The following is a 13,532-nucleotide window of genomic DNA, read 5'->3' on the forward strand; positions in this document are numbered from 1 at the left end:
AGCCGCGCGCCTTGCACTGGTACTCGGCCTCGGCCTCCTCACGCGTCTTGTACGTGGTGATCGTCGCCTTATGCCGCTCGCTGCGCAGGTGGTTGCATGAGTCCGACCAGCCCGGGGTGCGCACGCAGTACGGCCTCGGTCTCGGCGTGAAACCCGGCTCCGTCTTCTCGCAGCACGGCTCAAGAACGCAGACGGCGAAGACGTCCACCATGAATCTCCTTCCCACTTCAGCTGCAAGCCAGCTCTGTGGCTCGTGACCAACTGCCCATCCGGAAGCGGATGGTGGCGGCCGACGGAACATCAGACTTCGGATCTGCCGGATCCGTGCGCCAGGCCTCGTAGGCCGCCAGCGTCGTGGATCCCGTTACCAGCAGACATCGGCGGATCGCGGCGATGAGCTGTTCCTGGGTCCACTTCGTCGTCGCGAACTGCAGTTGCTCCGGCTGTGCGACCGTGTCGAGTCCCGCGAGTTCTATCGCGCGGTTCCAGCTGCCGAAGCGCCGTTCGTAGAGCGGAGAAGAGGGGTCTGCGTCCCCGCGGCGCTGCTCGAACTCGCGACGTCCGAGGAGCCTCTCCCCCTGCGCCAGGCGGATGAGCACGCGGAGAAGCTGCTGGTCGCTATAGACGACCGGACCTGGCTTCATGGGCGCGGGGACGTGCGCAGCACGCATAGTCATGTCCGCCGCTCTCCTTCCGGAAGCGGACGCGCGTCAGAGTGTGGCCCCCTGCATGAGCTGCTGGTCGCAGGCGATGGACGCGAGCACTGCGTTGAAGGTCCGAGGGAGCCGACCGCAGCAGGTCGAGTCGTCCATATCGACTGCGAGGCACGGCAGTTCCCCCAGCCAGGCTGCGCCCTGCTTGTCGACGTAGACCGGGTCCTCGTCCTCGAAGACGGTCGGTACCAGGTCTTGTGCTCATCACTCACGTGCAGCGTGAGCGTCAGCAGATCGACGTCGGCGGTGGTCCGAGCAGAAGCAAGAGCAGTCATGGCGAGCAGTCCTTCGCGGGAGGAGATGAGAAGCCCACGAACAGCCGCCCGACAGGGGGCCACCCGTAGCCGACACGCGCACGGCGCCATCGCAGAGCCCTCCGGATCAGCTCTGTTGACCCCCAAGCGCCAAACAGGCCCGCAGGCACTCCGCACGCCCTAGTCCCGCTCTGCACAGCCTCTACATCCTCTATCTCGCGACATTCTGACTCATCGCAGACCATCATTCAATGACCACTCGAATGAGATACCATCATAGATCAGTGGATCCAATCAGACTGGTCGGCAACAGGGGATGCGAGGCGAGAAGAGATGAGGACCTGGAGGACGGGGAAGGCTGGACTCTCCACTGCGGCGCTGACTGCGGGCGTCGTGCTCGTTGGGTGCTCCAGCGGCAACGGCGGAACGGCCAAGGAGGCACAGCCATCGCCTGCATCAAGCCCGCCCGCGAGCACAGCCAAGGTCGCTGACAAAGCTCTCAGCAAGGCACTGGACAAGCTCGCCTTCCAAGGCGCCGGAAGCTCCAGAGAGGACGGCGGAGCCTGCCTGGCCAGCGCAGTGCGGAAGGCGGGAATGTCGGAGGAGGCGCTGGCCTACATCGTCAAGGCCGACAGCGACGACATAGGCGCAGTCATCGGCGGACTGAACAAGGTGAGCGAGGACGACGCCGCGCTCCTGGCCTCGCGGTCACTGCGCAAGGACTTCGACGGATGCATCAGCGAGGCCGCACTTCCGGACAGCGGTAGCCCCAAGGCTCAGAGCTACGCGCCGCCGGAGGCAGCCGCGAAGCCAGTGGTGGGCAAGCCGAACCTGAAGCCGGCATACCCAGTCCGCGCGGATCAGCCAGTCAGCTCGTCCATCGAGCTCACCAAGGGCCTGGTCTCGATGTTCTCCTCCTACGCCCGTGACGAGGGCCAGAAGAAGACCTACGCGGCGGCCGGCCAGTGCCTGTCGACCTTGGTGTACAAGGCAGGCTTCAGCCAGGAGGCGCTGCACTTCTTCGCCGGCGGTGCGCCGCTCGGCACCGGGTCAATCGTCGAACACCTGCCGAACGACAAGGACAAGGCGATCTGGCAGTCCCCGAGGTTCACCCAGGAACTTGTCGACTGCACGACGAACACGACGCCGACTCCCCTGCCCGCCTCCTGAGCGGGCACTCATCAGGCAGAGGACCACCGGCTGCGGCAATGCGTGGCGAGGGGGGCGACTGGGCACGTCTTCGACTCTACCGATGCTCGACAGGACATAGAGAGTGGCAGATGCCTTATCCACTAGCGTCGATAAGGCGACTTCACGGATTGGCAAGGCAAGGCATGGAGAAGCCGCAGATGACTGCCGCACACGAGTTGGAAAAGACAACGCAACCTGTGCGCGGCCCGAAGAAGAAGCTGCCGGGCGGGACACAGAGCAGCAGCGGTGGCCGCCAGGGCATGTTCGTCCGGCTGAGCTCGGACGACAAGCAGCGCGCGGAGTACTGGGCCGACAAGCGCGGGTTCTCCTCGGTGAGCGAGTACGTGGCCGAGGCGGTGGTCGAGAAGATCCGGCGCGAGAACCTCGACTATGACCTGCCGACCCTGGAGATCGCGCGGCTCAACGAGCTCGTCGATCAGGTCGCGGCGCTGGCGACGAACTCGGCGAACCTCGAACGCGTCGTCACCACGGGCTTCGACTCGCTGATCGGGCTCACCCGCGGCGACAACTACCTGCTCGACGAGGAGGACGGTGAGCTCGTATGAACCGGGACTTCGCAGAGATGCTGGAGGCGGCCACGCCCACCGACGAGGTGATGGATGTGGACACGTCCTTCCTCGACGCCTACCGGCGTGGTGGGAGCGAGGAGTTGAAGCGCGTCCAGGCTCAGGCCGCACCGCCTGAGCCTGAGGCGGCAACACCCGAGCCGGAGGCCCGGTTCGACGAGACCGGCGACATCGACTCTCAACTCGAGGTTGAAGGTCCGCAGGCTGGTCTCGATGGGGAAGCCGAAACGGATCGTCCGAACCTGGAGCCGGACCGCGAGCCCGACGTTGGCGACTCCGAGCGGGCCGGTCGATCCAATCAGCGCGGTGGCGCTGGCGGCGGACAGAACACCGCTGACGGGGTGCTCCCGGGCGGTGTGCCGGCGGGTCCTGCCGCCGATGCCGTTTCCGCTCCCGGGGCACATCCGGACGTGGAGGGCGCCGCTACAGCCGAAATCGCTGCTCATGACGGCGTCGCCGCACCGGACGAACCCGAGCGGGTGGGGCCCGGATCGCCGCAGTTCACCGGTGATCAGGGCGCCGTGCAAAGCGCGCCCCCGAAGGGGGGCTCGGGCAGTACAGCCGAGACCGCCACGCTCCCCCAGTCGGGCTTCCGGCTCGCCGGCGTGCAGAGCCAGCCGCACATCAAGGCACTGCCCGACAGCGTCATGAACGCGCTGCGGGAGCAGCTGCGAGCAGCCGCAGTCCGTGAGCTGGGCGTGAGCGACAGCGCCGCTCGGGGGTTCAGCCGGCGGCTGAGCCAGGGCACGCTGGTGATGGCGTTCCTGTTGGCACAGCTCGACCTGCACCTTGATGCCGATCCTGCCACCGAGCGCGCCGTGGAGCTGTTCCGCTCCCGCGACCCGCTGCTGGGCGGCGTGTTGACACGATTGATGAGCATCGAGGCTGTCGAACGCGAGCGGGACGGGTTGTTGCGCAAGCTGCGCGACGAGCTGGGCGAGGTGCGCCAGACCAGCGCGGTGATCGAGCAGGCGCTCGCATACTCCATCGCCGACCGCACGGAGAACTTCCTGCGGGGCTCGCACAACCTTCATGACGCGCCGATCACGCACAAGGAGGCGATCCATCTCCGGGACATGGCCCGTGAGGCGACCAGGAAGCAGTTGAGGCTCGAACGCGAGCGGGAAGGGCGGCCGTTCCGATGACCGCGACGAGCAGGGAGAAGCTCTTTCCCGTCCGTCAGCGCTGCAAGGCGTGGGGTTGTCGGGTCTCTGCGTCCAGGACCCGGGTGTGCCTCGGCTCGTACTGCACTCCGCGGTGTACGGGTATGGCCGCGCCGGCCTCGCGCCCCGAGGACGCGCCGCGCGGATGCCGGACGCAGCGCGAAGGGGCGTGGGCATCCAAGCGCCGCTACCGGAGCGAGCAGGAGATCCCCTCGAAGCTCCGGGAAGACGCGTCGACGGGCGGACGAGGGCGACGGGAACGGGTCCGGCAAGGGCCTGGGCCGGAACGCTGAGCCGTTCATCTTCGAGGGCGCGAACAAGCGCCCCGAGCACCCGACGATGAAGTGGCTCATGAAGCAGCTGGAGAAGCGCGACGTGGGTACAGGTGCGACCCGCACCTCGGCGTACTCGGAGGTCACCAACGACAAGGCGAAGTACCCCCTGCTGACCGAGAAGGGCCGGAAGCTCAGGCCGGCGCAGGCCGGCGAAATGAGCTGGAGGCTCCTGCCGGGCATGCGCATCGGTGATCTCGGGCTCACCGAGAAGGTCTACGCCGACATGCGCGACATCGCCGCCGGGATCGCGACGCCGAGGAGCGCCTGGCCGTCGTCGCCGACTGGGTGCGCGAGGACATCGCCACGATGACGAAGAACGCCTCGTCCATGCGCGCCGAGCTGGGCCTGAAAGAGCAGGTCGGCGTCGCCCGCGCCGAGGGCGTGTGGCAGGCCGCTCCAGGTGGCCCGACGAAGGTCGCCTTCAAGAAGGTCTGGTCGGGCCACGAGTTCAGCGATGACGAGGTGGCAAAGCTGCTCGCGGGCGAAACGATCTCGTTCGAGGCGAGGCCGAGGGAGAACAAGCCCTTCCCGGCCACCGGTGCGCTCGGCGTCGGCACATTCAAGGGTCGCAAGTTCGTCGGGTTCCAGCTGGAGGTGCCGGACAAGCCGACGAAGTGGTCTGGCCGGACGTTCACGCCGGCGGAGGTCGCGGTGCTCCTGGCGGGCCAGGCGCTGGAGATCGACGACTTCGTCAGCGCGCGGACGGGCAAGACCTTCGGTTGCAAGGTCACCTGGGACGCGAAGGCCAGGAAGATCACCCCTGATTTCGGCTCCGACGACGAGCCACCTCGGTCCTGGTGCCAGGTGACCTTCACCGATGCGCAGCGCAAGGACCTCGCGGCCGGTAAGACCATCCAGGGCACGGGCTTCGTCTCGGCCAAGGGCAGGACCTTCGACGCCCGCATCTCCTGGAAGAAGGAGGGCGGCAAGAAGAAGATCGTCCCGTCGTTCGGTTGATGTCGGCCGGGCACTGACGAGTAGCAGCGGGTCCCGGACCTCGGGGCCCGCTGCCGCCATTTCACGACAGGAACGAGGATGCGATGGGAACGATGCGCGAAATCGCGTAGCTGGACGACTTCAGGATGCTGGCGCGGCACCCGCAGCGGGATCCGTCCGGGCCCTGGAGGGGTTTGAACGAGCAGCTCGCCCTGCTGAGCGAGCGCCTGCACCACGAGGCGCCGGCGGTCCCGGGGTTGGTCCAGCGGCTCGTCACGGCCACGGCCGGCACCCCGACGCTCTGGCGTATGCGCGCGTGGTGCGTCAAGTGCACCACGCGCGAGTGCTCTCGGTGCTCGATCCGGCCAAGGAGACGCTGCGCGGCGCCGGGCACACACCCCCTCGGCACTCGGAGCAGGCAGTGCTCGACGGAATGCCGGTTCGTCAGGAAGGCCTCGACCAGAGCGGCTCCGCCGATGCGTTGGCCGTGCTCGGCCTAGGCGACGACGTTCCGCGCTTCGAGGCGGAAGCGATGGACTGAGCGCCACCGCTTCCGCGGTGCGACTGATCTGTCAGCCGCCCAAACGACACTCGATGACCCGGATCCACTAGTCAGACTCGCCCCACGCCACCACCCGAGCCCCTTTCGCGCTCGTTTCGAATGGCTTATCTAAGATAGGATGCCATTCGCGTGCCTCATGTATGAAGACTTCTCGATAGGTCGAGCAATGGCCATTGCGGTCGCAAGGGGGATGGAAGATTCATGGCGAAGCTGTCCTACAAGGTGCCAAGTTCGCTGAACAGGAGCTTTCTGGATCACGAGATCACGCTCAGCAAGGGCGGCTGGGCGGCGAAGCCCTCCCCGATCAAGCAGCTGCTCTTCTTCGCTGGCGGCATCCTCGCCCTGCTGTGGTTCAGCACGTCGACGTTCGTCGCGAGCTCGGGCCCAGTCGCCATCACGTTCTTCGTCCTCTGGGGACTGGCGGCGATCGCCTACTTCGGCGGGCTGATGAAGACGAAGGAGCTGCGCATCATGCGGGTGCCGGCCTTCCTTGCGTATCTGCCCCGCACGGCCCGCCACGTCCTCACCCGTCGCAGCTCGAACCCCACGGACTTCTACTCGATCGTCGGCATCGACGGGATCGACGAGGACGGGCTGATCCGTTTCTCCGACGGCGGCGAAGGCCGGGTCTACCTGGTCGTCGGCTCAGCGAGCTATCTGCTCTTCGACGAGGACCGGATCGGGATCCTCGACCGGGTCGACTCCTTCTGGCGCAAGGTTGAGACGGCCTGCGAGCACAGCTTCATCACGACGAAGGAGCCGCAGCGGATCTACCACCAGGTGGCGAACCTGGAGCAGCGCAACCAGGCCCTTCAGATCCGTGACCCCGATCTGATCGAGCTGCAGAACGAGCAGTACGACATCCTCACGCAGCACGTGGGCGGGAAGTTCCCCTCGATCCACCAGTACCTGCTGCTCAAGGGTAAGAACACCGACGCACTGCGCAAGGGACACCAAGTCCTCCAGGCCGAGGTCGGCGGCTCCACCCTCATGATCAAGGAAGCCACGATGCTCGACCGCGAGGAGGTCGAGCCGATGCTGCGGGTCTTCTACCAGGGCATCGACGACGACCTGCTCGATCTCAAGGCGTCGCTGAACTGACAGCGCCAGGCCGACCCACACGACGAGGAACGAACGAAGGACACCATGGCGCTGATGACGAAAGTCCGGGCACAGCTCGGCATCCCGGGAAAGAAGCCTGACGGGACGAACGAGAGCGCGGAGCTCCTGGTCGATGATCTGCCCGCGGACGACGCTGCTCAGGCTGAGGGCGTGCGGAACACCGCGGCAGCTCACGGCGTGGCCGACGAAGCCGCCGAGCCGAAGAAGAACTGGTGGCAGCGTCGCCGGGAGGTGAAGCACCTCCAGGGCACATTCGACGCCTATCCGCATCTGCTCGCGCTGAAGCCGAAGGAGAAGTACCTCTTCCGCTCCGACTACTTCGAGGTCGACGGCTCGGTCGCCTGCATCCTGGCGTACTTCCACGACGACGCCGCGCACGACAACTTCGCCGCCTTCTGGGGCATCGATCGGATCCCGGACGGCCTGGACGAGCGGGTCACCGCGGTCGTGCTTGAGCAGGTCAAGCGGATGGACGACAAGTGGATCGACTCCTATACGAAACAGTCCGAGAAGCTGGAACGGCTCGATGCCAACGAGCAGGAGGAGACGGGTACGACCTCTTCCAAGCGCAAGGCCGCGAAGATCTCCGGTGACCTCGGGGTCACGATCGGAGAGCTCCAAGACGGCGCGAGCTACCTCTCGGTGCACAACCGGCTCTTTCTCAAGGCCCCGGACCTTACGACCCTGGACGACACGATCGACCGGGTCACTCGCCTGTACATCGACCGCTTCGGCACGCTGAAGGCTGCGCCCTACGCCGGCGAGCAGCGCCAGGAGCTCTCGAGCCTGTGGAAGAACAACGAGAAGAAGAAGGGCAAGGGCTTCCACTTCACCTCGACCGAGCTGGCCGGCTCGTACTCGCTGGTGACCAACGGCCTCAACGACAAGGGCGGCGAGTACGTCGGCTACATGGTCGGCGACGTCAACAACAGCGCCGTGCTCATGGACGTCAACGCCTACGACCACCACGTGATCGTCGCCGACGCCACCCTCAGCGAGTACCTCGACCGCCAGCGGGTGGCCAACATGTGGTGTTCGAAGATCTCGCAGGCGGCGCTGCTGAACAACCGCCAGGTCGTCCACCTCGTCCTTGACGGGGCGAACCTCGACAAGCTCGGCCCGAGGTTCGAACGGCTCACCTCGCGCGTGGACCTGAACCAGGGCGACGTGAACATGTTCGAAATGTTCGGCGAGGAGGAGGACGAGCTGACGGTCTTCTCCGCGCAGATGGAGAAGCTCAAGCTGATGTTCGAGCAGCTCTACGAGAGCACCGATGGTGCCGTCGGCTCGATCATCCGCAGTGCCCTCGAAGACACTGCCACGGACTTCTACATCGAGCAGGGCATGTGGCGGCACAACGCCAAGGAGCAGCGTAACCGCCTGCGCGTGGTGAACATCCCGCACACCCAGGTGCCGCGTCTTCAGATGTTCGTCTCCTACCTGGCGACCGCGCACAAGGCGCTGTTGAACTCCAGCAAGACCGACCCGGACCAGCTGCGCGCCTACAACGTGCTCAGAGGCATCGCCAACGCGATGCTGAGCACCAACGGCGACCTGTTCAACAACCACACGGCCTCGGCCGTGGACGGGGTCCGGGATTCGCGGCGCGTGGTCTACGACTTCTCTCGGCTCATGCGCCGCGGCAAGGGCGTGGCGATGGCGCAGCTGGTGAACATAGTCGGCTTCGCCGTCGGCAAGCTGGGGCTCGGCGACACGGTGATCATCCACGGCACCGAGCACATCGACGACCGGGTGAAGAAGTACCTCAAGGACCAGTTCGACCACATGCACGAGCGCGGCGGCCGGGTGGTCTACAGCTACAACGACGTCGACAAGATGCTGGCCGACAGCGACTTCAACAAGTTCGACGCTGCGGACTACACGCTCTTCGGCCCGATGCGCGACAAGACAGTGGCGGAGTACCAGAAGCAGTTGCACCAGCGGATCCCGCCGGATCTCGCCCAGCTCATCACGACCAAGGACGAGAACCTCACGTACCTGCGCCGGGGCGTCTCCAACGTGGTCTTTCACCTGGATTTGGCACTGGGGATCAACCCCTACCGCGAGGCCCAACGCAGGCAGGTCCGACGGGAGGCGGCCAGGGCCGAAGAGGCGGCGCGGATGGACTCGATCATGCACGACAAGCCGGCACCGGGCGCGAACCTCACCAGCATCCGGAAGCACAGCGAGGGCGACGGCAGTGAGGCTGACGCGGGCCAGGCTGACGCGATCAAGCGCAACGACGGCAAGAGCCTGCGGCAGCCCGCGAACAACGCAAGGCGACCAGCGGCAAGGCCCAGGCCCAAGAAGCTGGAAAAGACATGAGCGAGGTCAGCACTGATACGAGGACGAGGAGTAGAGGAGAGACCATGAACGGGACGATCACGGCGGTGGCGAGGCTGCGCGCCTGGGCCGGCCACAGCGTGGGTGCAGTCCGCCCGGGCAGGCTCGCGCGCGGGCTCGCCCTCATGCTCCTGGCGGCGCTGCTCGTGCCGGTCTTCATGATGGCGACGTCTTCGCCGGCGTCTGCGGACGACAAGAAGGAGCGCGACAACTACAGCCTCTACCAGCTGGCCTCGAACGCGAGCTCGTACTTCAGCGAGAAGAACTCACCGCAGAACGACAAGGGCATGCACGAGAACTGGAAGCCGGTCATGTCCAGCCCGGCCTCGGGCGGTTCCATTCTCGGCTACGCCGACCCGGAGTTCAGCCTGGGCGACATCGTGGGCTGGTTCTTCGCCGAGGTGTCGGGGTCCTCGCAGACTGTCACCTACGAGACCCTGGCCGCGAAAGACGGCAAGGGCAACGCCAAGTACTCGGGCATGCTCGACTACGCGCACTTCGGGGCGGCCAACAACGACCTCGGCCTGGACACGATGTCCTCGGGCATCGGCGGCCAGATCGTGAGCGTGATCGGGGGGTCGATCATCTGGGTCCTCTACGCCCTGGCGCTGGCGGTCGGCACGCTGTTCTACGTCATCATCCAGTTCCTGAAGCTCATCAACCCCTTCGTGTGGTTCTACAACGCGGTGGCGGCGGTGAATCCGACCCTTGCCGAGGGTATGACCGGAGGCGATACCGGAGGCGGCGCGCTCTCGGGTCTGCAGCACTGGATCAGCGGCTGGTACAAATTGCTCGTCGAGATCTCGTGGCAGGCGCTCGTGCCGATCTTCATCGGCTTCCTGCTCATCGGCCTGGTCATGTTCAAGAAGATGGACCGGGGCTCGGCGATCAAGAAGCTCATCGTGCGCGTCGTCTTCATCGGCGTCGGCCTGCCGCTCGTCGGGTCGATGTACTCCAGCGTGCTCGGAAAGTTCGACGACTCCGTTCTTGGTCAACACGCCGGCCCGACGCGCGTCGTGCTGAGCACCTACGTCGACTTCGAGGCGTGGATGATGAACGACCGCCTGGGGATCCCGGACCAGGCCACTGTTTCCTGGGACGAGGACCAGGCCAGCCCGGACGCGATGATGGCCGTGCGCACGAGTGCGCTGGCGATCAACAAGCAGTCCCACGGGGCGACGTTCAACGACATCAACATCGGGACGAAGGCCAAGGACGCCGAGTCGGCTTGGAAGGACGGCACCGTCTCCGTCACCGGAAGTGCCTCGGACGACTTCAAAGCGGTGTTCTCGACCTTCGGGATCATCGGCAAGTACATCGCGAGCAACGAGATCGCGGCCTCCGACTTCGAGTCGGGGATCAAGACCTCGATCACGCAACTGGACGAGAGCGCGGATACCAAGAAGCTCTGGTTCATCGAGAAGAAGAGCTACGGCGACCCGAAGGAGTTCGGTGAGGAAAACGGGCCGAAGCCCGTCGATCACCCGGTGATCTCGGCCGACGGCACGGGCTTGACCTCCTCTCGTCCCGGTAAGGATTCGACGGTCTTCACCACGACGGGGACGAAGGGTGGCTGTGGCTTTACAGTGGCCAAGACGCCCTCCTCATGCAACCTGTCTCCCCTGGCGGCGTACAACTACCTCAACACCGGGTTCAATCCCGGCTCACTGGCCATGTACTCGTCGAACAACGCCACCAGCGGGTTCACCCGCGAGAACCACATGGCCGTCAGCCAGGTGGGCACGGGGCCGGCGAAGTTCATGTACTGGAGCAACTCGGCCACGGTCCTGGGCTCCATCGTCCTGCTCGGCTTCTGGTACGCCATCGGCATGCTGGCCGGGGCGATCAAGCGGACCTTCAGCCTGGTGGCCGCCGTACCGTTCGCGACGCTGGGCGCCATGCAGGCGATCGCCAAAGTGATCGTCTACTCCACGGCGATGATCCTGGAAGTCCTCGTCACGCTGTTCATCTACCAGTTCGTCTCGGAGTTCCTGATCTCGGTCCCGGACATCATGGCTGGCCCCGTGTCGAGCTTCATGAGCCCGGGCGGCCTGTGGGGCAACGCTGCGCTCGGCGGGATCATCGTGGTGGTCCTGACCCTGATCTCCTCGCTGGTGATCATGGGCATCACCTTCGCCCTGCTACGGGTGCGCAAGACCGTGCTGCAGGCGCTGGACGAGGTGGTCACCAAGCTCGTGGACAAGTTCCTCGAGACGAACAACACGCCGAAGCCGGACAAGGGCGGGCTGATGCCCGCTCTGGCCTCGGGTGCGGGGGCTGGCGCGGGCATGGCCATGGGCAACAAGCTCGCCGACGGGTTCAACAGCAAGACCAGCGGTCCGGCGTCCCCGAACACGGGCAAGCCCACAGGCAAGCCCACGGGCAAGACGGCGCCGACGAACGCCGGCGGCACGAACGGTGACGCCATGGAGTTGACGTCCGGTAAGCAGCAGCTGACCCTCGAGGGTGGCGGGCAGGACGGACCGGATGGCCCGGACAGTCCGGCGCTGGATGGTGGTCCTGGTGGTGGCTACGGCGGTGGCAGTGACGGCGTCAAGGCTCTGCCGGGCGGCACCGGTCCCGCCGGTGCTCTGGGCGCGGACGGTCGCGACGCACACGCCGACAACGGTGGTCCGCTGCAGCTGCCGCGTGGCGGAGCGGGCAGCCCGCGCTCGGACAAGCAGACGGCGCAGAGTCTGAGCAACCAGGGTGGCCTGTCGAATCTCGGGTACGGCGACAAGGTCATCCGCGGTGAGGTACTTTCCTCGTCGACGGAGCCGTCGAGTTCTCGTGGTGATGCTCAGGGCCAGAGCGGCGCCGGCGGCACGGGTTCTGTCCCGACCAGCGGAAACGGTAAGGCTGCCGCCGGTCAGACGGAACCGACGCAGTTCGGCACGGGTTTTGTCCCGACCAGCGGAAACGGTAAGGCTGTCGCCGGTCAGACGGGACCGACGCAGTTCGGCACGGGTTCTGTCCCGACCAGCGGAGGTCGTGAGGCTGTCGCCGGTCAGACGGAACCGACGCAGTTCGGCACGGGTTCTGTCCCGACCAGCGGAAACGGTAAGGCTGTCGCCGGTCAGACGGGACCGACGCAGTTCGGCGCGGGTTCCCAGGGTGCGCACAGCCAACAGGGCAGCAACCAGCAGGCTGTACCGCAGCGCTTCAGCGGCGACGCCGTGCCTGCCCCGGATCCTGCTCCGACGCAGCCGGGTGCGCCGAGCACGCGTCCGAAGGGCGCCGCTCCGGGCGCCACCCCTGCCCCGGCTCGGGCCGGGACCCCCGGCCGGCCGCCGGCACGGCAGAAGCAAGCCGAGGCGCAGGCGAACCGTGACCGGCCGCGGTCCGTCATCAACGCCCGCCGCGACGGCGCCCCGGCTCCGAAGCAGCCAGGGGCCAGTACCTCGGCTCCGAAGCAGCAAGGGGCCAGTGCCCCGGCTGTGGGTCAGCCAAGGGCCGGCGCTCCGGCTGTGGGTCAGACTCCGGCTGGGACGCAGGCACCGCGTCAGCCGCGTTCGACCCAGGCGTCGCCGCCGCACCAGACGCCCGCCCCGTCGGCTCCTGCTCCGCGGCCGCCAGCTCCTGCTCCGCGGCCGTCAGCTCCTGCGCCGGATCCTGCGCCGCCGCAGGCTCCGGTTCCGCCTCGGGGTGCCGATCCGACCCCGAACGTGGAGACCCCGAAGCCGCGGCAGCGGCAGCGGCAGCGGCAGCGGCAGCGGGGCGAGGGGGACTGATCGTCCGATCGAGGGCGAGCGTGGAGGCCTGACGCACCCGGTGAGAACGATCATCCTCACCGGGTGCGTCGCCCTTTGAGCAGCGTGAGGAGAAGGAGGGGGCATGAGGCTCGGATCGAGGCTTCGCGGCGAGTTCCCGCGTGGCTGGTGGAGCTCGGCGCGATGGTGGGTCACCGGGATCCGTGAGCTGGCACTGAGTACTGCGGCGGCTGTGGCTACCGTGGTGTTCGTCGGCGAGATGGTGCGCGCCGTGCGGCATCGCGACGAGCCGAGGATCCTGGCGCGTCTGGCCGGCACGTTCGAGGGGTACGTGTCGGGCCTTCTGGTCAACGGCGCAGGCTTGGGCGTTTTGGTCACCATGGAGATCGAGGATGATCTGCCTGTGGTGCTGATGGTGCTGCTGTCTGGGTGGTGTCTGTCCAACATCGGCGTCAGCGCCGTGGTGCTCGTCGTGGTGGCCCAGTCGAGGATTCGGAGGCCAGAGGCATGGGCCGAACTCGATTTCGTCGAGCGGCATGCCCCGAAGTACGGCCAGCCGCCGGAGACGATCGAGGAATACCGGGCGCTGCACCTTCAGGAGTAGACGTCAGAGGCT

General features: G+C 66.4%; 11 protein-coding genes. 10 read left to right on the forward strand and 1 reads right to left on the reverse strand.

What is annotated here, in order from left to right:
- Positions 1-227: 227 nt before the first annotated feature.
- A complete protein-coding gene (locus OG472_RS10390) occupies positions 228-677 on the reverse strand; it encodes a homing endonuclease associated repeat-containing protein (protein ID WP_401612815.1) in 450 nt (149 codons plus the stop codon).
- An 884-nt stretch (positions 678-1,561) separates the two neighbouring features.
- On the opposite strand from OG472_RS10390, the gene OG472_RS10395 reads away from it, so the two are divergent.
- The 10 genes from OG472_RS10395 (at position 1,562) to OG472_RS10440 (ending at position 13,520) form a co-directional block, all read left to right on the forward strand.
- On the forward strand, positions 1,562-2,137 hold the full coding sequence (locus OG472_RS10395; RefSeq protein WP_401612812.1) for a hypothetical protein: 576 nt from the start codon (positions 1,562-1,564) through the stop codon (positions 2,135-2,137).
- A 179-nt stretch (positions 2,138-2,316) separates the two neighbouring features.
- Positions 2,317-2,724: a hypothetical protein gene (locus OG472_RS10400; RefSeq protein ID WP_405829160.1), complete on the forward strand. Its 408-nt coding sequence runs from the start codon at positions 2,317-2,319 to the stop codon at positions 2,722-2,724.
- Positions 2,721-3,890, forward strand: a complete 1,170-nt coding sequence (locus OG472_RS10405; RefSeq protein WP_405829161.1) for a hypothetical protein — start codon at positions 2,721-2,723, stop codon at positions 3,888-3,890. Before OG472_RS10400 ends, OG472_RS10405 begins: the two co-directional genes overlap by 4 nt.
- A gap of 357 nt (positions 3,891-4,247) precedes the next feature.
- The gene (locus tag OG472_RS10410; RefSeq protein ID WP_405941336.1) at positions 4,248-4,553 is read left to right on the forward strand and encodes a hypothetical protein; all 306 of its coding nucleotides are present in this window, start codon (positions 4,248-4,250) and stop codon (positions 4,551-4,553) included.
- On the forward strand, positions 4,550-5,200 hold the full coding sequence (locus OG472_RS10415) for a DUF3945 domain-containing protein (RefSeq protein ID WP_405829162.1): 651 nt from the start codon (positions 4,550-4,552) through the stop codon (positions 5,198-5,200). The genes OG472_RS10410 and OG472_RS10415 overlap by 4 nt, the downstream gene beginning before the upstream one ends.
- 322 nt (positions 5,201-5,522) lie before the next feature.
- Positions 5,523-5,720, forward strand: a complete 198-nt coding sequence (locus tag OG472_RS10420; protein WP_405829164.1) for a hypothetical protein — start codon at positions 5,523-5,525, stop codon at positions 5,718-5,720.
- Between the two features lie 222 nt (positions 5,721-5,942).
- Positions 5,943-6,842, forward strand: a complete 900-nt coding sequence (locus OG472_RS10425) for a hypothetical protein (protein WP_405829165.1) — start codon at positions 5,943-5,945, stop codon at positions 6,840-6,842.
- Positions 6,843-6,896: 54 nt separating this feature from the next.
- Positions 6,897-9,188 (forward strand): hypothetical protein, encoded by a 2,292-nt coding sequence (locus OG472_RS10430; protein WP_405829167.1) that lies wholly within the window; start codon positions 6,897-6,899, stop codon positions 9,186-9,188.
- A 44-nt stretch (positions 9,189-9,232) separates the two neighbouring features.
- Complete coding sequence (locus OG472_RS10435; RefSeq protein ID WP_405941337.1) at positions 9,233-12,937, forward strand: hypothetical protein; 3,705 nt, start codon at positions 9,233-9,235, stop codon at positions 12,935-12,937.
- Between the two features lie 103 nt (positions 12,938-13,040).
- Positions 13,041-13,520: a hypothetical protein gene (locus tag OG472_RS10440; protein ID WP_405829171.1), complete on the forward strand. Its 480-nt coding sequence runs from the start codon at positions 13,041-13,043 to the stop codon at positions 13,518-13,520.
- Positions 13,521-13,532 lie beyond the last annotated feature (12 nt).

Source organism: Streptomyces sp. NBC_00207 (assembly GCF_045160965.1).
Classification (GTDB): Bacteria; Actinomycetota; Actinomycetes; order Streptomycetales; family Streptomycetaceae; genus Streptomyces.

What these genes read in the sequence shown, in the direction of transcription:
- OG472_RS10395 (WP_401612812.1), top strand. Translation starts at nt 1,562, where the DNA reads ATGTCGGAGGAGGCGCTGGCCTACATCGTCAAGGCCGACAGCGACGAC.
- OG472_RS10415 (WP_405829162.1), top strand. Translation starts at nt 4,550, where the DNA reads ATGACGAAGAACGCCTCGTCCATGCGCGCCGAGCTGGGCCTGAAAGAG.
- OG472_RS10390 (WP_401612815.1), bottom strand. Translation starts at nt 677, where the DNA reads ATGACTATGCGTGCTGCGCACGTCCCCGCGCCCATGAAGCCAGGTCCG.
- OG472_RS10430 (WP_405829167.1), top strand. Translation starts at nt 6,897, where the DNA reads ATGACGAAAGTCCGGGCACAGCTCGGCATCCCGGGAAAGAAGCCTGAC.
- OG472_RS10435 (WP_405941337.1), top strand. Translation starts at nt 9,233, where the DNA reads ATGAACGGGACGATCACGGCGGTGGCGAGGCTGCGCGCCTGGGCCGGC.
- OG472_RS10425 (WP_405829165.1), top strand. Translation starts at nt 5,943, where the DNA reads ATGGCGAAGCTGTCCTACAAGGTGCCAAGTTCGCTGAACAGGAGCTTT.
- OG472_RS10410 (WP_405941336.1), top strand. Translation starts at nt 4,248, where the DNA reads ATGAAGTGGCTCATGAAGCAGCTGGAGAAGCGCGACGTGGGTACAGGT.
- OG472_RS10400 (WP_405829160.1), top strand. Translation starts at nt 2,317, where the DNA reads ATGACTGCCGCACACGAGTTGGAAAAGACAACGCAACCTGTGCGCGGC.
- OG472_RS10440 (WP_405829171.1), top strand. Translation starts at nt 13,041, where the DNA reads ATGAGGCTCGGATCGAGGCTTCGCGGCGAGTTCCCGCGTGGCTGGTGG.
- OG472_RS10405 (WP_405829161.1), top strand. Translation starts at nt 2,721, where the DNA reads ATGAACCGGGACTTCGCAGAGATGCTGGAGGCGGCCACGCCCACCGAC.